The 22,387-nt window shown below is 37.8% G+C and carries 20 protein-coding genes and 1 other RNA gene; 2 read left to right on the top strand and 19 right to left on the bottom strand.

Annotated features, from left to right (window positions below; all coding sequences use genetic code 11):
- Positions 1-150 precede the first annotated feature (150 nt).
- The 6 genes from rnpB to D1839_RS18745 all read right to left on the bottom strand — a co-directional run bounded on the left by rnpB (position 151) and on the right by D1839_RS18745 (position 4,123).
- Positions 151-528, bottom strand: an RNA gene (gene rnpB / locus D1839_RS18770) — RNase P RNA component class B.
- A gap of 62 nt (positions 529-590) precedes the next feature.
- A complete protein-coding gene (gene gpsB, locus D1839_RS18765) occupies positions 591-899 on the bottom strand; it encodes a cell division regulator GpsB (RefSeq protein WP_170875365.1) in 309 nt (102 codons plus the stop codon).
- Between the two features lie 599 nt (positions 900-1,498).
- Positions 1,499-1,906, bottom strand: a complete 408-nt coding sequence (cdd, locus tag D1839_RS18760) for a cytidine deaminase (protein ID WP_120381287.1) — start codon at positions 1,904-1,906, stop codon at positions 1,499-1,501.
- Between the two features lie 64 nt (positions 1,907-1,970).
- Positions 1,971-2,330 (bottom strand): DUF1798 family protein, encoded by a 360-nt coding sequence (locus D1839_RS18755; RefSeq protein ID WP_120381286.1) that lies wholly within the window; start codon positions 2,328-2,330, stop codon positions 1,971-1,973.
- A 65-nt stretch (positions 2,331-2,395) separates the two neighbouring features.
- Positions 2,396-2,638, bottom strand: coding sequence for a hypothetical protein (locus D1839_RS18750; protein WP_120381285.1), 243 nt, complete (start codon positions 2,636-2,638; stop codon positions 2,396-2,398).
- 504 nt (positions 2,639-3,142) lie between these two features.
- Positions 3,143-4,123: a DUF2515 family protein gene (locus tag D1839_RS18745; RefSeq protein WP_120381284.1), complete on the bottom strand. Its 981-nt coding sequence runs from the start codon at positions 4,121-4,123 to the stop codon at positions 3,143-3,145.
- Positions 4,124-4,244: 121 nt separating this feature from the next.
- On the opposite strand from D1839_RS18745, the gene recU reads away from it, so the two are divergent.
- Both recU and D1839_RS18735 read left to right on the top strand, forming a co-directional pair.
- Positions 4,245-4,832: a Holliday junction resolvase RecU gene (recU, locus tag D1839_RS18740; RefSeq protein WP_120381283.1), complete on the top strand. Its 588-nt coding sequence runs from the start codon at positions 4,245-4,247 to the stop codon at positions 4,830-4,832.
- Positions 4,833-4,849: 17 nt separating this feature from the next.
- A complete protein-coding gene (locus tag D1839_RS18735; protein ID WP_120381282.1) occupies positions 4,850-7,666 on the top strand; it encodes a PBP1A family penicillin-binding protein in 2,817 nt (938 codons plus the stop codon).
- 651 nt (positions 7,667-8,317) lie between these two features.
- On the opposite strand, the gene nth is transcribed toward D1839_RS18735, so the two are convergent.
- From nth to D1839_RS18670, 13 genes are all read right to left on the bottom strand, one after another.
- Positions 8,318-8,980 (bottom strand): endonuclease III, encoded by a 663-nt coding sequence (nth, locus tag D1839_RS18730; RefSeq protein WP_120381281.1) that lies wholly within the window; start codon positions 8,978-8,980, stop codon positions 8,318-8,320.
- A 4-nt stretch (positions 8,981-8,984) separates the two neighbouring features.
- Positions 8,985-9,683, bottom strand: coding sequence for a DnaD domain-containing protein (locus D1839_RS18725; protein WP_120381280.1), 699 nt, complete (start codon positions 9,681-9,683; stop codon positions 8,985-8,987).
- Positions 9,684-9,842: 159 nt separating this feature from the next.
- A complete protein-coding gene (gene asnS, locus D1839_RS18720) occupies positions 9,843-11,138 on the bottom strand; it encodes an asparagine--tRNA ligase (protein WP_120381279.1) in 1,296 nt (431 codons plus the stop codon).
- An 18-nt stretch (positions 11,139-11,156) separates the two neighbouring features.
- Positions 11,157-12,338, bottom strand: coding sequence for a pyridoxal phosphate-dependent aminotransferase (locus tag D1839_RS18715; protein WP_120381278.1), 1,182 nt, complete (start codon positions 12,336-12,338; stop codon positions 11,157-11,159).
- 14 nt (positions 12,339-12,352) lie between these two features.
- A complete protein-coding gene (locus D1839_RS18710) occupies positions 12,353-12,886 on the bottom strand; it encodes a cell wall elongation regulator TseB-like domain-containing protein (protein ID WP_120381277.1) in 534 nt (177 codons plus the stop codon).
- A complete protein-coding gene (locus tag D1839_RS18705; protein ID WP_120381276.1) occupies positions 12,849-13,019 on the bottom strand; it encodes a DUF4264 family protein in 171 nt (56 codons plus the stop codon). Before D1839_RS18705 ends, D1839_RS18710 begins: the two co-directional genes overlap by 38 nt.
- Positions 13,020-13,798: 779 nt before the next feature.
- Positions 13,799-16,594: an ATP-dependent DNA helicase DinG gene (gene dinG / locus D1839_RS18700; RefSeq protein ID WP_120381275.1), complete on the bottom strand. Its 2,796-nt coding sequence runs from the start codon at positions 16,592-16,594 to the stop codon at positions 13,799-13,801.
- Between the two features lie 140 nt (positions 16,595-16,734).
- On the bottom strand, positions 16,735-17,739 hold the full coding sequence (locus tag D1839_RS18695) for a biotin--[acetyl-CoA-carboxylase] ligase (protein WP_120381274.1): 1,005 nt from the start codon (positions 17,737-17,739) through the stop codon (positions 16,735-16,737).
- Positions 17,715-18,914: a CCA tRNA nucleotidyltransferase gene (locus D1839_RS18690; RefSeq protein ID WP_120381273.1), complete on the bottom strand. Its 1,200-nt coding sequence runs from the start codon at positions 18,912-18,914 to the stop codon at positions 17,715-17,717. Before D1839_RS18690 ends, D1839_RS18695 begins: the two co-directional genes overlap by 25 nt.
- A gap of 15 nt (positions 18,915-18,929) precedes the next feature.
- Positions 18,930-20,102, bottom strand: a complete 1,173-nt coding sequence (bshA, locus tag D1839_RS18685) for an N-acetyl-alpha-D-glucosaminyl L-malate synthase BshA (RefSeq protein ID WP_286164859.1) — start codon at positions 20,100-20,102, stop codon at positions 18,930-18,932.
- Positions 20,054-20,476 carry a methylglyoxal synthase gene (gene mgsA / locus D1839_RS18680; protein WP_120381272.1) on the bottom strand — a complete coding sequence of 141 codons (423 nt, stop codon included), beginning with the start codon at positions 20,474-20,476 and terminating at the stop codon, positions 20,054-20,056. The genes bshA and mgsA overlap by 49 nt, the downstream gene beginning before the upstream one ends.
- Before the next feature lie 15 nt (positions 20,477-20,491).
- A complete protein-coding gene (dapB, locus tag D1839_RS18675) occupies positions 20,492-21,289 on the bottom strand; it encodes a 4-hydroxy-tetrahydrodipicolinate reductase (RefSeq protein WP_120381271.1) in 798 nt (265 codons plus the stop codon).
- A gap of 17 nt (positions 21,290-21,306) precedes the next feature.
- Positions 21,307-21,648 carry a nucleotide pyrophosphohydrolase gene (locus tag D1839_RS18670; protein ID WP_120381270.1) on the bottom strand — a complete coding sequence of 114 codons (342 nt, stop codon included), beginning with the start codon at positions 21,646-21,648 and terminating at the stop codon, positions 21,307-21,309.
- Positions 21,649-22,387 lie beyond the last annotated feature (739 nt).

The raw sequence follows: 22,387 nt of genomic DNA, 5'->3' as shown, positions 1-22,387 counted from the left end.
GAATTGGATGTTTGCGTGTATATTTTTTTATGCGCAAATTGTGTGGGAACCCCAACATTTAGTATAGAGCCAAAAAACAAAAGCCTCTCCTCTGTTACTACGAAGTAACAAAAGAGAGGCTGTTTCGCATGTATTCTGACCTGTTAAATACTCGATAAGCCATGTTCTGTGCCATTGTACTGCAAACGGTGGTCAACCTCGTACTCCGGTTGTGATCATCTATCTACAAGCTTAGCTTGTCCTCCGTTCGGTTCCTGTTCCCTACTAGAAGATGCCCCTACCATTATTTGGGTTGCTCACTCGCGGGGTTTACCTCGTTCCACCTGAAAGGTTTCCCAATCAGCTTCGTCACTGTGGCACTTTCAAGGCCGCTTCCATATCCATTTACAGGACGTAGGCAGTTGGCCTGCCGTTAACCAAAATGGTTACCTTGACTTATGATTTCGTCAAGCACGAACACTACAAACATCGCAGTTTGTGTGAGCATGGACTTTCCTCTGTATCATAATACAGCGATCACATGAGTATCTAACACTAGTCTAAAATAAAATTATACCACAAAGATCTAAAAAAGCAAGATCCATTTTTAATTATCCTTCTGAATCAGCAAACTTTTTCCCGAACACTGCTTTTTCCAGATTCGATAGCCGTTTCAGAACATCATAATTTACTTGATGATTTGGAGGGGTCTGTACTGATCTCGTTTTCGGTTTTTCGGAACTCACTTTTCGTAATTGATCATTTTCTTGTTGTAAACGATCAATTTCTTGTTTAAATACATCATAATCTTGAATAATCAAATCGAGGAACTCATCTACTTCTTCTTGGTTGTATCCACGCATAGCTGTTTTAAAGTCTTTATCCAGAATATCTTTACTTGTAAAATGCACTTGATTCATACTCACTAGGATCACCTCATACTAATTCTATAATAAGTCTGGCTTGTTCATTTCTTTTTCATTGTATGACAAGAAAATGATTTTATGTTTGTATACCTCTTTATTATAGCATTAAAAGAGAAGCGTGAAAAATGAATCTGTGCAAAATGAAAGACCAATTAAATAAAGTGAATTTTCAATCAGTGGGAATGTTCATTCAACACCACTGAGCTGTAATGGTTTAACCTAACGCCTCTTACGAATAGGGCGTTTAGGTTACCGTACAGATTATCCAACTCACAGCACCTTGTATACAAGATAAAAAAGCGCAAAAACACGTCTTTTAACACATATCTCTATAGGAAATACAGTTTAAAAGGTCGAATTGGCACCTTCTTATTTGGATAGTAATGAAGTACCGAGCAGTGTAATATTAGAAAAACTTGGCTTGTCGCCAAGTCGTATAGCGCATTTCCAAAAGTCGAATCGTTGCTGGGCGATAGAGCCGCAGATGGCTATTCGGTATTTTGATATCCCCAAGCACCTCATTTTATACTTTCTTATCTTATAATAAATAGCATAAGTCCTGCTCCTCTAACTCATGAAAGAAATCTAAATGATTACACTTCTTGTTCTAAATCTGCTGGTTGGAAGGAAAACGGCAATAATTCTTCCATTGTTATTGTTTTCACATCATGTTTCAGATTTGTTAAATAAATCGGCATATCACTAGAAAAAAATTCGCTCATTACTTGTCTGCATGACCCACATGGAGGAACAGGGCGATTTGTATCAGCTACAACAGCCATTTCAGTAAATTCTCTTTCACCTTTTGCAATAGCTTGAAAAATAGCTACTCGCTCCGCACAACACGTCACCGGATAAGCGGCATTTTCAATATTGCAACCAGTATAAATAGTTCCGGAAACAGTTTGTAAAGCTGCACCAACTTGAAAATTAGAATATGGCACATATGCTTTCTCACGTATAGTCTTAGCTGCTTGTATTAATGCTTGTTTTGTTGACATGATCATCACCTTTCCCCAAACTTGGAACTTTATTATAAGTATAAACGTCTAGATTGTAAAGCGGTTACACCTTTGTATTTAGTTCCCGCAATAATTGATCAAAGATATATTGTACCGAGTGATTTAACTCCATATAGCGTTTTCGCCTTACATCGATGTAGTAACTGTGCATCAGCAATAATTCCATGTTTTCTTTAGTGGATACTATCTGGTGGGGATGAACATTTACTTTTCGTTCTCGAATCAACTGTAATGACTCTTCCTCCCATTTCTCAAGCAACTGATAAATGGGAGTAGTCTTTTCTTTCACTTTTTGAAACAAAGCTCGATCTTTTCGATTCTCTGGAGGATCATTTTGCTCAAATTTTTGCTTTAAATGGTCTAAATGTTCTTTTAATATATTCGTTTGTTGCTGGATATCCATTTCATTATCAACCTTCTTACCTTGATATTACTCCTCTTAATGTTAACATAGGATCTAATTTTATGTTAGAAAGAAGTACTCTTATCTTCCAAGATACTTCTTTTTTCTTTTAAATGCTTACAACGATTTTTTATTACTTCCATTTCATTTAGCCTGTCATAATACTGGCTTGATATATTATTTTCTATTTTCATAGTTAACTTTTGATCGATACGGCGAATTTGATCTGATAACTGATAAATTGCTATTTCCACTGATTTACGTTCAACACCACTTTTTCCTTTAATCGGTAACTGACGAGCTAGCATATATATAACCTCCTATATGTTTTGTCCAAAGGTAAGAAAGTATAAAATGAAGTGCTTGTGGATAATGAAATAACCGAATAGCCACGTCCAGTTCCATCGCCCAGCAACTATTGCAGGCAGTAATTTATTAGAATGCCTGCAATTTTTACCTTTGTGTTACTTCATGCAACAGAACGGCGGTAGAAAATTCTTCTAAACAGATTTCACTTTATCTATAATATTCGCTCTAAAACCAATGCTTCCTTCATGTTCGACAAAACTAGAATAAAGCTTACAAAACAAGTGAATAAACTTATTTATTTTGCTGTTTTTGACAAACTAATGATGAAAGGAGGGTGTTACAATGAATGATAAGAAAAAGAAGCAAACCAAAACAGAAAGTATCCGTTCCAAGTCTCTAAAAAAAGGAGATAAGAAATTGAATGGGCCAAACTATCCAGCAACGTAACTAAAAATAGGGTGCGACCAGCTTAGTTAGTCGCACCCTGTATTTAACATACCCGTTCAATGACCTATAAAATATTTCTTTGTGATTAGCGCTTGTTTTGCATAAAAGTAAGCAAATAATAGCTGACGTTTTTGATAAAATGTTTTTCCTATTTTTTGGTTCTTATTTGCGGTCATTTTTCGGAGCCACTTCCGCTTTATACCCCCTACTTGATACCAATCACTTCGAATAGTATCATGATGTGTAATAACAGGATATACTGTTCTTAAGCGTGGTGTTGATGGTTGTGCAGGAAGCTTTAAAAAACGTTCATAATCACGGCGAGAACCGGTATGTGTACAATATTTTGCAAATAAAAAGGTTTGCTCATAGACGGATGGGGAAAACATAATAGAAGCGAGTTTTTTACCTAAAAAAATTCGCTTCGTTAAATTTGTGAAGTATTGGACATAAGTTCCATATAAATTGGTAGACATAGTTGGAAAAAGAACCGCATTCGTCATAAGTATATTTTGCATCTGGTATGGCAATTGGTGAAATACTCGACGTTGAAAAAAATCTTGTTCGATGACTGGACCTTGAATAACATTTTGCTCATTAATAATTAGAGCGTGTACAAGACGATTTTTATCACAATACTTCCAAAAATAATGCCATTCTTTTATCATATAACTAGAAACATGAAACATGGAAAGAAGATCGAACATTGGTTTGTTCTTTTGCTTAGATAATTGGTATACTAAGAGTTGCGGAAAAGCATCTGAAAAAATAAGCCAATTAGCGCGTTCATAAGTCATGAACAATCGTTCTCTTTCTCGTTTGCCTAATAAATATCGGAATGGAGTCATGCACAAATCTGTCATATTCCATCCTGCATTTCTGGATACCATACTTGCCAAGAAGGCCCATTTAATTTCTGGGAATTTCAAGTAAAAAGTAAAATATGCATTTGTGCGCGTGATATTATCTCGATTATGTGCTGACGTTTTATTTGTTATATAATGAAGATAGGCGTGGATGTCTGAACCTGTATCCATCTATTCTGCCTCCCCTTAGGTCTCATATTTTATAACATGTACGAGGCGCTGCATTAATATGCAATATAACAGGTGGTATTTTTTACACGAAACCAACGATGCAAGAAGGATGTGTTAGAAGATGAATTACCCGAATGGAAAGAGAAGTGCTAGCGTATCTAAGAACAATCATTTATATTCACATCAATTCGGAAATCGTGGTATGTCATTAGAAAAAGATATTAATGATACGAATGCATATTATTTAGAAACAAAAAAAGCTGTTATTCATAAAAAGCCAACGCCTATTCAGATTGTAAAGGTGAATTATCCAAAACGAAGTGCAGCAGTTATTACGGAAGCCTATTTTAAACAAGCTTCCACAACGGATTATAATGGAGTTTACCGCGAAAAATATATCGATTTTGAGGCAAAGGAAACAAAAAACAAAACGCTTTTTCCATTAGCAAATATCCACCAGCATCAAGTTGACCATATGGAAGCAGTTATTGCTCAAGGTGGTGTAAGTTTCATATTAATTCGGTTTGCTGTACTGGATGAAACGTATTTACTTCCTGCTGAAAAACTGTTTACGCATTGGAACAGCCAGTTAAATGGCGGTAAAAAATCTATTGCGTATGAAACAATTAAACAGCAGGGTTATTTTATCCCTTTTCAATATAAGGCTAGAGTTGACTATTTAACAATTATTGATAAGCTTTATTTTTAGAGACGGAGGAATGAAGCATGGCAAATAATAGCCAATCTCGTACAGCGAGAAGAAAACAAAAGAAAGCAAAGAAAAAACCCTTATGGAAAAAGATATTACTCTCGATCGTCATTATTTTTATCGTTATGGGGCTGGGTGCTGGTGCTACTGCTGCCTATTGGATAGCAACTGCTCCAGATTTAGATGAATCAAAGTTATTCGATCCGCTTGCTTCAGAATTTCTAGATAAAGACGGCAAAGCTTTTGCGGTTTTAGGCGAAAAAAACCGAACGAAAATCAGCTATGATGACTTACCACAAGTATTAATTGACGCCGTTACCGCCACAGAAGATGCGAGATTTTTTGAGCATTCAGGTATTGACTTAAGACGTATTGGTGGTGCAATCATTGCCAATATTAAAAACGGATTTGGCTCTGAAGGCGCTAGTACGATCACCCAGCAAGTAGTGGAAAAGTCCTTCCTATCCGCAGAGAAAAAGATAAGCTTAAAAGTTCAGGAGCAATGGTTGGCTCTGAAATTGGAAAGAGACTATTCTAAAGAAGAAATTATGGAAATGTATTTGAACAAGATTTTTTACGGTAGCAACGCATATGGTGTAGCTGCAGCTGCTGAAGCATACTTCGGCAAAGAGGATTTGAATGATTTAACATTACCTGAAGCAGCGATATTGGCTGGTCTTCCTCAGCGTCCAACAGCTTACAATCCATTTAAAAATCCAGAATTAACGAAAGAACGAATGGATACGGTACTTACGCTGATGGTACGTCATGGTAAAATCTCTGAAAAGGAAGCTGAAGAAGCAAAAAATGTTGATATTCCTTCTTTATTAGTGAAAAAGAAACCAGAAACAACACCTTATGAAGGTTTTCTACAACAGGTGGAAAAGGAAGTCAAAGAAAAAGTAGATGGTGCAGACATTTATACAGATGGGTTAAAGATCCATACGACAATTGATCAAAGTGCTCAAAAGCATGTGGAATCATTATTAACAGATAGCGATGCTAACCCGATTGGCTATCCGGATGATGAAATGCAAGCAGCCATGACAGTACTTGATACAAAAACCGGTGCTATTCGTGCCATTGGCGGAAGAAGAAATAGTGAAGGAAAAAGAGAATTAAATTATGCGATTCAAAATACAACACAAGCTGGCTCAACATTCAAACCGATTATCTCTTATGGACCAGCGATTGAATATAATAAGATATCCACATATCATCAGATTAATGACGACAAACCTTATCCAATTCCTGGTACGAATAAAACGATCAGAAACTGGAATCGCCAATACGCAGGCTGGATGACTGCACGTCATGCGCTTAACCAATCATTAAACGTACCAGCTGTAAAAGTCCTAGAAGAAGTTGGATATGATAAAGCAAAAGAGTTCGCAGAAGGCTTAGGCATTAAGTTTGCAGATAATAAAATCCTTATCGGAGATGCTATCGGCGGGACAGAGACAGAAGTGACCCCTTTACAGCTAGCTGGAGCATTCCGGGCTTTTGGAAATGAAGGATTATATAACGACCCGTATTCTGTAACTAAAGTCGAATTTCCAGATGGAAAGACGGTTGAACTAACACCGAAAGCTAAACCTGCCATGTCTGATTATACGGCATATATGATGACAGATATGATGAAAACAGTGGTGACTGAAGGAACAGGTAAAACCGCGAATATTCCGGGTCTTCCGGTAGCTGGTAAAACGGGTACAACGAGCTTACCAGAGCGAGAAGGAAGTCCAGATGCCTGGTTTAGTGGCTATACGACGAATTATACCATCTCTGCATGGGTAGGTGGCTATCAGGATGAAGAAGGTAAACGAGAACCAATTCCTGATGGAAATACGCAAATACCACTTGAAATGTTTAAAAGTACCATGACAGAGCTATCGAAGGATATTGAGACAAAAGATTTTGTCAAACCTGATTCTGTAGTAAAAGCAGAAGTGGAAAAAGGCTCAAATCCTCCTGCCAGGCCGAGTAAACACACACCTGCTGACAAGATTATTACCGAGTTATTTGTAAAAGGAACAGAACCGAAAGAAACTTCGGAAGTATTTGATCAACTAGACCCAGTTAGCGGACTAACAGCAAGCTTTAATGAAGACAGTAATTCTATTGATGTTTCATGGGATTACGATTCTGATGCAGATGTTTCATTTGAAATTAGTGCGCAAATCGACGGTGGCGAGATGCAGGCGTTGTCGACAACAGAAGATACGTCGATGAAAATTTCCCAAGTCGAGCCGAACGCAAAATATACCATTCAAGTCGTAGCAGTTAGCAATGAAGATGATGGATCTAAGAGTGAACCAAAAACGACTACCGTCTCGACCGGAGAAGATGAGCCTGAAGAATTACCGGGAGTGGACGGACTGACAGCTACGTACAATGAGGCAAATGCAATAATTGATGTCAGCTGGAATTATAATGGTCCACCAGCTAGCTTTGAAGTATCCGTTAACGGACAGTCACAAACGGTAGAATCAAATGGCTTAGAAGTAAGTGGTGCAAAATCTGGGGAGACGTATACGATTTCTGTTACACCGATTGGAAAAGAAGGCAAAAATGAAGGTGTACGTGGACCTGCTCAACAAACATCAGTAACCGTACCAGCTGAGCAGACAGAACCACCAGCTGATGACGGTGAAGGTGGAAACGGTAATGGAAATGGTAATGGTAATGGAGATAATGGATCTGGTAACGAGGATGGTAATGTAGACCAAGATGGCAATGAAGGTCGTCCACCAGAAGAGGAACAAGAACCGGAACCAGATGAAGGCGGAGAAGGAAACGGAAATAGTGAAACCCCTCCAGGAAATGAAGGCTAAACTGAATCTAAAAATAAGAACCGTATCATAATCCGCATGAACATCACAGACTTGCCTTGTTGAGGCGTAATTGCTAATAAATTTTCTAAAAAAAAGAGGTAAACGTAATTTGAACTGCCCCCTGGTGGAGTAGACAGTGGAAATAATAAAATGATTTAAACGGCTTAAGTTCTATATTTTATAGGGCTGAGGCCGTTTAATCGTTTTTGATATCTAAAAAACATATGTACTTATCCATCACTTTAGGTAGCTCCTCAAATGTCTCATACTTATGTAAATTATACATTTCGCTTGGAAGTGTTCTCAAACAGATTCCATGGTCCATTATCCATACATTTATCAACTTAAGACATACTCTATACCATTTCTGCATCGTTTAAATTCATGTGAAGTTTATTGAAAACCACAAACGATCTTCTATTGTTTCAGAGTAGCTGGTAGCTAGATAGATCGATTGCATATGTCTCTGTCTATTCTCATATAAGAATCTTTTAGAAATACCATACGTAGAACATAACTCTACAATGAAATAATCCATACAATCCTATTTTAAATGACTAGAACAAAACTTATTGAACATAGAAAGCTCCTCCCTCAGGTACAACAGATTTTATTTATATTCTGTCTTCCTAGGGAGGAGCATATTAATTGCTATATGTTTGCCTGTTTTCTTTTTTTCATTCGCTTCTGCCCTTCTCGACACAATTCTAATAGCGGGCATTCAGGACAGTTTGGATTTCTCGCTTTACAATGATAGCGGCCAAAAAAAATCATGCGGTGATGTGTCTCACTCCATTCCTCTTTAGGGACTTTTCGCATTAATGTTTCTTCTACTTCAGTTACCGAATCCTTCCATCTGCAAATACCTAGGCGTTTGGCAACGCGCTCCACATGCGTATCAACTGCAATTGCAGGTTCGTTAAAGGCAACAGATGCAACTACATTAGCTGTCTTTCTACCTACTCCAGCAAGCTTCATCAGTTCTGTTTTTGACTGTGGAACGACACCTCCATAATCTTCTATAAGCATGGAACAAAGCTTACGAATATTTTTTGCCTTATTTCGGTACAATCCAATTGATTTAATATCTTCCTGGAGCTCTTCTAACGATACGGCTAAATAATCTTCGGGCGTTTTGTATTTTTGAAATAGCGTACTCGTTACTTTATTAACTAAATTATCGGTGCATTGTGCAGATAGTAATACAGCAATGACTAGCTCAAATGGGTTATCATGAGTTAACTCACATTGAGCGTTAGGGAACATTTTTTTCATTTCATCCAAGCAAAAGCGGATTTGCTTTTTGGTCAGCATTTGACTAATCCTCTCCCTCTAACCAATTATAGTAAAAGGACGTATCCCGAGGCTTTTCTGGAGTTCCAGACAAGCTAGAAGTATTTTGTCGGGCGTGAAATTGTTTACTAGACATTCTTGCTTGTTCCACCGTATGAATGCCTTTTTTCTTCCATTCCCGCAATATCCGATCAATATATTTAAAGTTAAGTTTTCCCATTAAAACAGACTCACGTAAGGCTGCTTTTATTAAAGCTGGTGCAATACTATCTTGGTCCAGCCACGCATTGATGGTTTCAATTTCAAATGGTGATAATGGCCGTCCAAATTCTTGCTCAAATAAGATAAAGATCGTTCCTTCCGATGTTTCTGGATCCTGCTGAGTATTCTCTTCAGGCTGAAACAATTTATCCCATAAAGCATTTAAACAATATGCTTCGGTTAGCTTACCTCCTTGCTCCTCCTGTTGCGCAATAGTAAGCACCCCTTTTTGAACAAGTCCTCGTAACAACAATGCGCATTCTTGTTCCTTCATCGTTACATACGTCGACAATTGATCCGGGGTAGGAAAATCAATTCCCTCCTGAATAAATCGTTGTAACTGTAATAGCAGCATGACTTCTTTTTCATTCAGTCCTAATGACACATAGGAGGTTAATAGTTTGTTGGGGATCTGTATTTGCTTTAATAAAAGCTGCTGTATGGAAAATGATTGCTTATGCATTATGAACACCTCCTTGTCGTCGTTTAGAAAATAAACTTACTTTATTTTTAAATCGATAAATGAATCCCTTGCTTAAGCTAGCAAGGGATGGATTCTTCTAGGCTTAGATGAGAGCATGCATACGAACACATTTTATCAGCTGCTCCCTTCAAACCATTATTACGGATAGAGACGATTTAATAGACGTGGGAATGGGATGGTTTCACGAACATGATCGACCCCAGCGATCCAGGCTACGGTTCTTTCCAGACCTAGACCAAAACCTGAATGCGGTACACTACCGTATTTTCTTAGTTCCAAATACCATTGGTATGCTTCACCAGTCAAGCCATGTTCTTCATACCGTTGTTCCATCAACTCCAAATCATCAATTCGCTGTGAGCCACCGATTATTTCTCCATACCCCTCAGGCGCGATTAGATCTGCGCATAGCACAACATCCTCTCTTTCTGGGTGTGGCTTCATATAGAATGCTTTAATCTCTGTCGGATAGTTAGTGATAAATACCGGCTTGTCGAAGCTTTCAGCAATTGCTGTCTCATGTGGCGCCCCAAAATCTTCTCCCCATTCTATGTCTGTAAAGCCTTTTTCTTTTAATAGCTCAATTGCTTCATCATAGGTTATCCGAGGAAATGGTGCTTGTACTTTTTCTAAACTGGAGATATCTCGGTTTAATGCTTGTAATTCCAGTTTGCAATTTTTTAGTACACTTTGCACCACAAAGCTTACGTAATTTTCTTGGATTTCAAGGCTTTCCTCGTGCTCCACAAAAGCCATTTCGGGTTCAATCATCCAAAATTCGATTAAATGCCTTCGTGTTTTCGATTTTTCTGCACGAAATGTTGGTCCGAAAGAAAAAACTTTTCCAAAGGCCATTGCTGCTGCTTCCATATACAATTGTCCACTTTGAGATAAATAAGCTTCTTCATCGAAATACTTCGTATGGAATAATTCTGTCGTTCCTTCTGCTGATGATCCGGTTAAAATTGGCGGATCAATTTTAACATAGCCGTTGTCGTTAAAAAATTGATATGTCGCACGAATGATTTCATTTCTTATTTTCATCCCTGCATGCTGACGTTTAGAGCGTAACCATAAATGGCGGTGGTCCATTAAAAATTCCGTCCCATGCTCTTTTGGCGTAATTGGATAATCATGAGCTTCATGAATTAATTCGATGTCACTTACTTGTAGCTCATAACCAAAAGGCGAACGTGAATCTTCAACGATTTTTCCAGTGATATACATCGATGATTCTTGGGTTACATTTTTTGCTAATTGGAATGTTTCTTCACTCACATCATTTTTCACAACCACGCCTTGAATAAATCCTGTACCATCGCGCAGTTGCAGAAAAGCGATTTTTCCGCTTGAACGTTTATTTGTCAGCCAAGCGCCGATTTTTACAGTTTGTTCATGATAGTTTGGTGCTTGTGATATTGTCGTTGTTTTCAAAAGAAATTCCTCCTAAACCTACTGGTGCTTTAAAATAAATTGTTTGATTCGTTTTGCTGCTTCTTCAAGTGCTTCCATGGATGTTGCGTAGGATAAACGTACATTATTTGGTGCTCCAAATCCAGATCCCGGGATAAGGGCTACTTTTTTTTCTTCCAATAATGCCTTTGCCCAATCATCTACATTTGCAAAACCATTATTATGTACAGCTTCTTTCACATTCGGGAATAAATAAAAGGCTCCTTCTGGTTTAAGGCAGGTAACACCTGGTAAGTCATTTAAAAGTTCGTATAATTTTTCTAAGCGTTTTGAAAAGACGCCCTTCATTTCCTCATTAAACGCCCCATCCATTTGATACGCAGCTAGTGCAGCATACTGAGCAATGGACGTCGGGTTCGAGGTTGAATGTGAAGCAAGACTTGTCATTGCTTTAATAATTTCAACTGGACCAGCAGCATAGCCAATTCTCCATCCGGTCATGGAATGAGATTTAGAAACACCGTTAATAATGATCGTTTTTGCTTTTAATTCTGGTGATAATTGAGCTATGGATACGTGATCCTCACCAGAATAAATCAATTTTTCATAAATCTCATCTGATACAATCAACACATTGTGCTTTACACAAATATCTCCTAATTGTTTCAGTTCTGTTTTATTATACATCATGCCTGTAGGGTTGCTGGGAGAATTAATAATGATCGCTTTCGTCTTTTCTGTAATCGCTGCTTCTAGCTCTTTAGGTGTTAGTTTAAAATCATTATCCTCCTTTGCAGGAACAAAAACAGGAATTCCACCAGCAAGTTTTACTTGCTCAGGGTAACTAACCCAATAAGGGGTAGGGATAATCACTTCATCGTCTTCGTTTAATAAAACTTGAAATAGCGTATATAATGCATGCTTTGCACCTGTTGTAACAATGATTTGATCTTTCGTATAATCAAGCTGATTATCGGTTTTAAATTTATCTACGATCGCTTGTTTTAATTCAATGATCCCCCCGGATGGTGTATATTTTGTCATCCCTTGGTTCATCGCCTTTTCTGCAGCACGCAGAATCGGTTCCGGCGTATTAAAGTCCGGTTCCCCTGCTCCTAAAGCGATCACATCATGCCCTTGGTGCTTTAATTCTTTTGCTTTTGCTGTAATGGCTAGTGTTGACGATGGTGTTAATGTCTTTACTCTGTTTGCTAATTCCACTTCATATCACCCTTCTATTTAAACATACTTTTGAAACGCATTTGTTCATATCGTGAACCGTCATACATATCCAGATAATCGAAAACATATCGCTTGGAGGAATCGACATAAGTAAGTTCCCATAACTCCTTTCCATCCACTAGAGCAGGAGTAATTCGTACTAATTCGCATGGATTGCATTCCTGTTTCCAGGTATTCTTGATTTCTGATTTACTCAAAATTTCGGATTGATCTACCGTTATGAGTTTTTTTTCTTTCCCTTTTAATGGATAAAAGATAAGCTTGTTTTGTCCATCTTCATCTTTTCCATATACAACATGGTAAGCTTCTTTACCATTAAATGTCTCTACTTTGTCAATCTCGGTTAACGATTCAGCTTTTAATAGCTGTCGTTTTGTTTCTTCATATCCTGCTGTTTTACTATCCAGCAAACCATGGTATAAGAAAATCAAATAGATACTGCAAGAAACGAACAAAAGGAAGCTGATAAAAACAGTCCACCTTATCCACTTAGGACCGGTAAATAGTAAAGATCGCTTGTTCTTCATCTGTACCATCCAATGCTAAACCAAATATTAGGTTTTGTTCTTTTAATGTTTTGTTACACAGATCGACAATTTTATACAACTCGGAAGAATATCGGAGCTGCACCTTAGCCAATGTCGTTACATTATTTTCCATTTTTTGCCCTCCTATGATAAAGTGAAACTTCATTTAGCGAGACTTTATCCTTCACTGCTGATTAAAAAACAAATCGGGCATTTGCCTTGCAGTAATTCGTTTCTTCACTTTTGCTCCTGGATTTCCTTTTGTAGGAGGAGTGGAGTCTTACTACAAGGTATGTGCGGATAAAGTGAAACTTCATTTTGTAGGTGTTCCTGCTGAATAGTAGTACAGCAAGGGTATGACTGAATTTTGAACATTAGGTGACGTTATCCCCCACTTATGCCCGTTCTACAGTACCTTTAATCATTTAAGTGGGAGTTATACGACATCTTAACATGTGGGATAAAGTTTCTTGTTTATCAACTTCTGTTAGACATAACATGTTCATTACCGTAAATACTACATATATGCTGAAGATAATGAACAATAACTAAAGCATAATTATAGTATAACAAGCTTCTGAGCAAATGTGTTTTGTTTTTTATTTATTTCAGCAAATATTTATCAGACCCACACCACTTCACTCGTAACTGATGCTGTTTTATAGCAGCATCAGTTTTTTTACAAGATAAGAAAGTATAAAATTTGTTGCTTTGGGATAAGGGAATAACTGACTTGTCACGTCCGGCGTATGAGCCCAGCAACTAGGCGACTTCACGAAATCGCCTTCCAATAAGTCATTATCGGTTCGTACCTCACCGTGATTCCTAAAACTTTAGTTGCTTCGATCCAGTCGCTACGTTGCTAACTGGGCGCTCTGCGCCTTTGTTACAAACTGTAGTCTGTTTTCCTTATCAAAACCATTTTTCAGCTTTTTCCATTAAATTATGCGTCGTATCGAATAATAACGGTACCTCAGGAATAGATCGGATAAAATATTTCCCATACCTTGCTGTTACAATTCGCGAGTCACAGATAAACACGATACCACGATCACTACTAGAACGAATCAGCCTGCCGAAGCCTTGTTTGAAACGAATAACAGCATTAGGTAATGAATATTCCATAAATGGATTTTTCCCTTGTTCCTTTAAAAAATTTGATTTTGCTTCAAGAACAGGATGATCAGGAGGCTGAAATGGGAGACGAACAATCACAAGGCATGATAGGTCTTCGCCTGGGATGTCCACACCTTCCCAAAATGAGCTTGTACCCAAAAGGATGGCTTGATCAAATGTCTGAAAATTTTTCTTTAAACGCTCTCTACTTCCACTTGAAATCCCCTGTGCAATGAGTGCATACGTATCATTTTCCATTAGTTCTTTTAATAAAGAATGCGAACGCCGTAGCATATCATACGATGTAAATAATACAAGCATTCGTCCGTTGGTAATTGCCGCTAACGATAAGATAGCATCACACGTTGCATAAACAAAATCATCTATTTTACCAAATTTTATACTAGGGAAATCATTTGGTACCATTAATTGTACTTGGTCAGCATAAGAAAACGGCGAAGCAATTTGCTTGGTTATTGTCTGTTCATGCTGTAAACCTAATCTGTCCATAATGAATCGAAATGAATGCTCCATCGTTAACGTAGCGCTTGTTAAAATAACACTCTCTTTCACAGAAAAAAAACCGTCCATTAATAAATCGGCTACATCTGTTGGCTCACTATATAAATAAACAGCGTTTTTAGCTCCATACGTCTCTATCTCCATCCATTTTACTTCCTGCCCACTGTTATCAACAAGAAAAAGTTGTTCCAATTGGTCAATAAATATTTGCAGTCGTTCTGTGCCGACGAAAAGTTTCTCTTTATCCTCATGAAGAAATTGTTCTTGTTGCAAATCTGCTTCAATCATTGTTAAACCATGAATTAAATCACGTAAATAGAAGATTAACCTGGCAACCATTTCTTTAATAACAGCCCACTTTTTGGGGTCTTCCTTTGTCTGTTCAAATCGATATTGCGTTCTGCCAATATCGCTATATGATTTGTCCTGTTTACGCTGATCAACAACATATTGGAACAAGTAACGAAACAACTCATCGGTTTCATAGCGAGCATCATCAATCAGTGTATTCCACGTCGTTTTCGTCTTCTGAGAAAGACCAGATGTGTAATGAGACAAAACAGTATGGATAAGTTTCTGCTCGTCTGTTCTCCCTAATTGGTTCAATGTAAAATGCATATGCATATAATCCAATTTTAAACCATAATGCTTCGAAACCGTAGCTTCAAAATGATGCGCCTCGTCAATAATTGCCCGGTCGTAAGCAGGTAAAAGCACAGAAGGATGAAACATATCTGTACATAATAATGCATGATTTGTGATGACAATATGTGCTTGCTGTGCTCGTCTTTTTGCGTGTTGATAATGAGATCTGAAAAACCAAGGCGAAGACGGATCGATGCCTTCCTCCATGTCTGCAGATATCCGGCGAAAAAACCAGTAGCCACTAGAAGGTAGTTGGATTTCATCAATATCGCCTGTCTCTGTCTCCGTTAACCAAACTAAAATCATGGCAATGGTTAAAGCAATATCGTAGTTGCTTTGTTGAGGCTCCAATAACTCCTGCTGCAATTTTTCCAAACTAATGTAATGTGCTTTCCCTTTTAGAAGTGCTACATGAAAAGAAAAAGGGATTAACTGACGAATTAACGGAATTTCTGCTTCCAGCAGTTGGGATTGTAATTGTGTTGTGTACGTACTAATGACAATACGCTTATCTTTACAAACTGCATCATATATGGCTGGAATAAGATAGGCTAGCGACTTTCCAGTTCCTGTTTCTGCTTCAATTAAAGCATGTTGCTTCATTTGAAAAGCATCATAAATAATTTCAGACATTTCTCGCTGTCCGGCACGTTTTTCATACTTTTCCATAGCTTTTTCCAAACTACCATTTGCTTCGTAAATAGAATCTAAATAATCACCAAAAGAAAGGTTTGTAGTGCAACTATCTAGTTCACCAATATTTATACGTCGATAAGCGATCCCTTGATATGTAGCAATTTCATGGTTCTCCTCTGCAAATAAATTCTGTTCCTTATAATAAGCGAACAACTCATATGCATCTGATTGTAACCATTTTTCCACCTGTAGCAGTTGATCAATCGTTTCATATGGTAGCGAGGCAAGTTTTTCTTTCAGCTTTAAAAATAATTTTGCTGTAACAAACGCATCTGAAAGTGCTCGATGTGGCTGGTTATGTTGAATTTGTAAATATTCCGTTAGCTGATTTAACTTAAAGCTCGGTGCACTAGGAAATAAAATTCTTGCTAATTCTACTGTATCGAGTACTGGATTGGTTAGTTTTATTTGATTACTGTTAGCTAATTCTTCATTTAAAAACCCAAGGTCAAATGGAACATTATGTGCGATCAAGTAACTATCTGCAAACAACGACGAAATCTCATCAGCAATCTGTTCAAATAATGGTGCATCCATCACATCGTCATCAGAAATACCTGTTAAATTTGTGATAAAGGGAGGAATTTCCTTATTAGGATGTAGTAAGGTGGAATAGCTGTCTACAATCGTATCTTGTTCAATAACTACAATGCCTACTTCGATAATTTTATCTGTTTTGGCTGGAGCATTTCCGGTTGTCTCTAGATCGATCACAACATATCGTTGCATGTTAGCCCCTCCCTTCTCAAAACTAAGAACTTTTTAAGAGATTACTCACAAAGTACTTCCGAAATATACATCTAATTTCTTGGACTTTCCCCTTGTTGCTGAACGCACACTTTAAAATGTTTCATTTAATTAGTAGGAGGCTACGCCTCATTTGCATCTGCTTTATGGAACCAGTCAATTTCTCCAGAATATAATCGTTCTACACTTCCATCTTCATTTTTTATTAATAGAGCACCATCATCAGCCAATCCATAAAAAATTGCTTGACGATGTCGGTCTAATTGGCGGATCGTTATACGCTCCCCCATTTTAAACCCATAGGCTTCCCACTTTGTTTTAACTGCTAAAAAGCCCTGTTGCATATACGTATCATAAAGGATCTCAAAATGCTTTAAAAAATGTTGCATGATTTGCTTGATCGACCATTGTCTTCCGGTTTCAATTTGTAAGGAAGTTGCTCTTTGTTGTACTTCCACCGGCCAATCCTTACTTTCCTGATTAATATTTAAACCGACACCAATAATAACATATTGGATTTGATCTTGTTCTGCTTGCAACTCCGTTAAGATTCCTGCACATTTTTTCTCATTATCAAACAGAATATCGTTCGGCCATTTAATACTTGGCATTAACGCTGTAAGCTCTTCAATGGTTTCAGCTAGCGCTACAGCTGTCAATAACGTTAACTGTGGTGCGAGATAAGGAGGCAAAGACGGTTGTAAGACCATACTCATCCACATACCATCGCCTTTTTTCGAATGCCAATCCCGGTTCATTCTACCTCTGCCTGAAATCTGTTCATCAGCAATAACAATCGTTCCGTGTCCTTTATGTTCCTTTGCAGCATTGTGCGCAATAATTTGAGTGGAACTGGTCACTTCACGGTGAATGACATTTTTACCAAGCCATTTCGTTTCTAATCCCCAGCGGACGGTGTTTTCAGATATCTTTTCCGGATAACTGATAATTCGATAGCCTCGCTTAGATTTTGCCTCTATTTCATATCCATCTTTTTCCAATTCTTTCATATGTTTCCAAATAGCACTTCGAGAAATATTTAATTCCTCAGATAGCGCTTGTCCAGATATATAATCTTCCTCGTTTTTTGCAAGTAATTGAATTAATTGATTGCGGGTGGATTGCATCTTATCCATTCCTTTATCGTGTAATAATCATTAGGTAACTGACCTGCTACAATTTGTTGCTCAAGTCTATGGAGCAGTCGCTGAATCCAGGGACCTTTCTTATAACTAGGAAATAAAGCAACAATATCTCTTCCATTAATTTTCATATCCGTTCTTGATTGAATCGGTAGTGCTTGTTCGATTTGTACTAACTGTTCTAAAGAAATATCTTGTTCGGAACATAAGCAATTTACCAGCCTAATAAAACCATTAAATAGCGTTTGTGGCAATTGATAAACAAGCCACGGCGTTAAGCCGTTTGTTTGTAATTCATCTAACTGCTTGATAAGAACAGAAGCAGCATTTTTTTGCTTATTGGAGCATTTCCAAGCTTTTACCCATGTCGACAGAGCGATTGTTCGATCTAGAAAGTGAAATAGGACAAGTACTTCGTGAAAGGAAGGCAAAGGCTGAATCTTGGGCAACTGTTGAATTAAAGACGGAGCTTTTTCAAATACAGGTAAGTGCTGATAAATATTCAAATCAACTACATAAGCTAACCCTTGTTGAACAAAGTCTCCAGCAAATAACTTCGCAAACTCTTTTGTTATCCGTTCCACCGCCAGTCCTTCCATTTCATGCTTCACGTTTAGAATATGTTCAATAGTAATGGGATGAATAGTGAATCCCAGTTGACTGCTAAAGCGGAGTGCCCGGAGAATTCGTAACGGATCTTCCCTAAACCGTTCCTCGCCATTTCCTACTGTTTTAATCACTCGATGATTCAAGTCATGTCTTCCATTAAACAGATCAATGATATTTCCTTCTAGGTCCATAGCAAGAGCGTTAATGGTAAAATCTCTTCTCTCTAAATCCTTGTCAATACTCTGGACATAGGTCACGGCGTCTGGATGCCGTTGATCAGAGTAGGTTCCATCAACCCGAAAGGTAGTTACTTCATATGATTCACCTTGATGGCGAATGATTACCGTTCCATGTTCAATCCCTACTGGAATGATCGTAGGGAACATATTCTGTAATGCATCTGGTTTTGCCGATGTTGCAATATCTATGTCACCAATCGGACGACGAAGCAAAAAGTCTCTCACACAGCCTCCTACAAAATAGACGCTGTATCCGTGGGCAGCGATTTTTTCCAATATCGGTTGTGCTTTACGAAAAGGTTTTGCTAACACATTTATCACCAATCTCTATGGAATAGAAAGCAACTGATTATATAATTGCTCGTATTGCTCTACAATATGAGTCGAGTGAAAATGATCCTTCACCCTTTTTATAGCATGGTTGGAAAAGCTTCTCCATAACTCACGGTCTGTCAATAATTGAATAGCATACGAAGCAGCTTGATCAATTGCTGCTAAATCAACAATAAACCCTGTCTTTTCATGGTCAATTACTTCTGGTATACCACCAACATTTGTGGCGATACACGGGACACCACATGCCATTGCTTCCAATAAGACAAGACCAAAACTTTCTTTTTCTGATAGTAATAATTTTAAATCGCTGATTCGCAATAAATCATTAACGTTCTTTTGCTTGCCTAAAAATAACACGTTTTGCTCGATTCCTAAATCTTGTACTAGCCCCATGGCGGTACTGCATTCTGGACCATCCCCGATAAGCAATAACTTACTATCTGTTTGCTTATGGATAAGATCAAACGTACGAATAATATCTGGGAGTCGTTTTACCTTGCGAAAATTAGAAATATGAGCGATAACTTTTTCTGTCGGTTTAATTCCATATTGTTCTTTAACCGACAATAATGGTTTTGGATAATACTCCCGTTCATTAACAAAGTTATAGATAACATGTATATCTTGCTTTACGTTTAGCATCTGTTTTGTATGCGCTGCTAAATGGTTCGATACTGCTGTCACTGCATCTGATTGATTAATAGCATGTGTGATCATGTTTTTAAAAATACCATCAATTGCTAACACAGTAATATCTGTTCCATGCAACGTTGTCACAATCTTCACCTTATGGTCTGCAATGTCTCTTGCTAATAGGGCACTGATGGCATGCGGCATAGCGTAGTGGACATGTAATATGTCCAATTTTTCTCGGTTAATCACCTCAGCCATTTTTGCAGCTAATGCAAGATCATATGGTGGGTATTGAAACACGGGATAATGACTTAACTCAACTTCATGAAAAAAAATTCTTGGATGAATATGATTTAATCGAAATGGTATGCTGGAAGTTATAAAGTGGACCTCATTGCCTCTTTCAGCAAGTAACATTCCGAGTTCGGTAGCAATAACTCCTGATCCACCTACACTAGGATAGCAGGTAATCCCGATTTTTTTCATGCTTGCTTTTCCTGTTTCTTTTTCTGCTTGACTATTTCCCGCCATTGAAAATCCCCTTTTTCTAATCCGTGAATAAAAATCTCCGAGGCAGCAATATTGGTTGCAAGCGGTATATGATAAACATCACATAGACGCATTAGCGCACTAATATCGGGTTCGTGGGGCTGGGCAGCTAATGGGTCGCGAAAAAAAATCACCATATCCATTTCATCATTTGCAATCATGGCCCCAATTTGCTGATCGCCACCTAACGGACCTGATTGGAATAAATGAACGTCAAGACCTGTTGCTTCGCGAATCCTACTTCCTGTTGTTCCTGTAGCATATAAATCATGATCTTTTAAAATATATTGATAAGCCGTTGTAAAATGAACCATATCTTGCTTCTTTTTATCATGAGCAATTAAAGCAATATTCATCGAATCCCCCTACCTTTATAAAATTGTTTCTAACCCATATATTAAACCTTTTATTTCCATTACTCTATTGACACAGAGTTTTATTCCGTCCATAAAAGAAGCTCGGTTCATGGAATCATGTTTAATCGTTAAGGTTTGTCCAGGGCTGCCAAAAATAACCTCTTGATGTGCAACTAAACCTGGAAGGCGAACGCTATGAAGCTTGATACCATCTAGATCAGCACCTCTTGCTCCGGGGAAGATCTCTTTCTCTTCTGGATGACCTTGCTTTTTCGATTGGCGGTTTTCTCTAATTAATTCCGCAGTTTTAATAGCTGTGCCAGATGGGGCATCTAATTTTTGATCATGGTGTTTTTCAATGATATCTACATCTGGGAAGTAAGCAGCCGCCATTTTAGCAAATTTCATCATTAATACTGCTCCGACTGCAAAATTGGGAATAATCATACAGCCAATATTTTGCTGTTGTGCAAACGCATCTACTTCTTTTAACTGCGTTTCCGTGAATCCTGTCGTACCTACTACAGGACGCACTTTATGCCGAAGGGCTGTTTTTGTATGCTTATAGCCCGCTTGAGGCACTGATAATTCAATAAGGACATCAGTGTTTTTATGGTTTTGAAAGCATGCCTGAGCATCATCATAGATCGGAATTGCAAGGTCCACTTCTGGAAGAATAGTGTCTAATGTTTTACCGTTATTTTTATGATCAATGCAAGCGACCAAGCGGAAATCCGGCTCATTCATTACCATGTTCACTGCTTCAGAGCCCATTTTTCCTCTGGGGCCAGCAATTACAATATTAATTGTCATACTTTACTCTCCTCTTTTTATGTAGATGGATCTTTTTTTGTCCAGCGATTCTTGTCTCTCGTTTCAATTTTAGTGATTGCTGTATGAAAAGCATCCGATAAATCAATATTCAATGAATTAGCAAAGCACGTGAGAACAAAAATAATATCGCCAAGTTCTTCCTCCATTGTTTTTTCTTTTTCCGTTTTCTTTTTAGGCTTTTCACCATAATAATGATTAACTTCTCTAGCTAATTCACCTGTTTCTTCCGTTAAACGAGCCATTAAGCTTAAAGGAGAAAAATAGCCTTCTTTAAATTGCCCGATATAGCGGTCTACTCGTTCCTGAATTTCTTGTGTCGTATATATTGGATTTGTCATCAATCTCTTCCTTTTCCTCATCTATGTCAATACTTTCATGTTAGCGAATCCATAGCCTTTTGACAAATGATTTATTTCGTAGAGCTTCTCCGTATGTGCTGTCTTGTATCCAAATTGGAAAAATTGCTTCGACTGTTATATAATTTTATTTTTTTACTAGGGTTTCTTTACTAGTAACATGTGTTTATTATACGTGAAATGTACATGTATTGGAAGTTCAAGAGTAATCGCCGAAGTTCACAAAAAATTGGCTCATGTTAACTATGAGGTTGCTCGAAGTTTTCGCTAAAGTTCGTAAATTTGACCAGCTTTGTCTTTACTTGTTTTAGCTTCTCATATGAAGCCACTTTATTCACTTCGACCTGCTAAAAAAGTGAATCATCTTAGTGGGGGATTCATTCGTCCTCACGGCTTGTGGTATGACCTAAAGGACGTTATTAAATAGGACATTTAGGTGCTGTTATCTCCTACTTAAACTTGTTGCAGTACAGGTATCCAATCTCTGAAGCGGAAGCCTTACAAGTACGTCATATGCGAGATAAAAATGTACAGAGCGGCTGTTTTTCAAGCCCTATTTATTCTTTGAACTGGAGACCAGATAAACGTATGTACCTTTACATTTCAGTTGCAATAACAAATATTCTTACACCATCTTCAATGGATCACTAGCGTTGCATAAACTTTTTATTTCAAAGTCAAGCGAAAATATCTTGTACCAAAATTATGAATAATGGGAGTT

The organism is Roseburia sp. 1XD42-34 (assembly GCF_009917385.1).
GTDB lineage: Bacteria > Bacillota > Bacilli > Bacillales > Amphibacillaceae > Virgibacillus.
Note: the sequence above shows the minus strand (reverse complement) of the source record. Positions and strands in the feature narration are given on the sequence as shown.

What these genes read in the sequence shown, in the direction of transcription:
- gpsB (WP_170875365.1), bottom strand. Translation starts at nt 899, where the DNA reads ATGAATCAAGTGCATTTTACAAGTAAAGATATTCTGGATAAAGACTTT.
- cdd (WP_120381287.1), bottom strand. Translation starts at nt 1,906, where the DNA reads ATGTCAACAAAACAAGCATTAATACAAGCAGCTAAGACTATACGTGAG.
- D1839_RS18755 (WP_120381286.1), bottom strand. Translation starts at nt 2,330, where the DNA reads ATGGATATCCAGCAACAAACGAATATATTAAAAGAACATTTAGACCAT.
- D1839_RS18750 (WP_120381285.1), bottom strand. Translation starts at nt 2,638, where the DNA reads ATGCTAGCTCGTCAGTTACCGATTAAAGGAAAAAGTGGTGTTGAACGT.
- D1839_RS18745 (WP_120381284.1), bottom strand. Translation starts at nt 4,123, where the DNA reads ATGGATACAGGTTCAGACATCCACGCCTATCTTCATTATATAACAAAT.
- recU (WP_120381283.1), top strand. Translation starts at nt 4,245, where the DNA reads ATGAATTACCCGAATGGAAAGAGAAGTGCTAGCGTATCTAAGAACAAT.
- D1839_RS18735 (WP_120381282.1), top strand. Translation starts at nt 4,850, where the DNA reads ATGGCAAATAATAGCCAATCTCGTACAGCGAGAAGAAAACAAAAGAAA.
- nth (WP_120381281.1), bottom strand. Translation starts at nt 8,980, where the DNA reads ATGCTGACCAAAAAGCAAATCCGCTTTTGCTTGGATGAAATGAAAAAA.
- D1839_RS18725 (WP_120381280.1), bottom strand. Translation starts at nt 9,683, where the DNA reads ATGCATAAGCAATCATTTTCCATACAGCAGCTTTTATTAAAGCAAATA.
- D1839_RS18710 (WP_120381277.1), bottom strand. Translation starts at nt 12,886, where the DNA reads ATGAAGAACAAGCGATCTTTACTATTTACCGGTCCTAAGTGGATAAGG.
- D1839_RS18705 (WP_120381276.1), bottom strand. Translation starts at nt 13,019, where the DNA reads ATGGAAAATAATGTAACGACATTGGCTAAGGTGCAGCTCCGATATTCT.
- dinG (WP_120381275.1), bottom strand. Translation starts at nt 16,594, where the DNA reads ATGCAACGATATGTTGTGATCGATCTAGAGACAACCGGAAATGCTCCA.
- D1839_RS18695 (WP_120381274.1), bottom strand. Translation starts at nt 17,739, where the DNA reads ATGCAATCCACCCGCAATCAATTAATTCAATTACTTGCAAAAAACGAG.
- bshA (WP_286164859.1), bottom strand. Translation starts at nt 20,102, where the DNA reads ATGGCGGGAAATAGTCAAGCAGAAAAAGAAACAGGAAAAGCAAGCATG.
- mgsA (WP_120381272.1), bottom strand. Translation starts at nt 20,476, where the DNA reads ATGAATATTGCTTTAATTGCTCATGATAAAAAGAAGCAAGATATGGTT.
- dapB (WP_120381271.1), bottom strand. Translation starts at nt 21,289, where the DNA reads ATGACAATTAATATTGTAATTGCTGGCCCCAGAGGAAAAATGGGCTCT.
- D1839_RS18670 (WP_120381270.1), bottom strand. Translation starts at nt 21,648, where the DNA reads ATGACAAATCCAATATATACGACACAAGAAATTCAGGAACGAGTAGAC.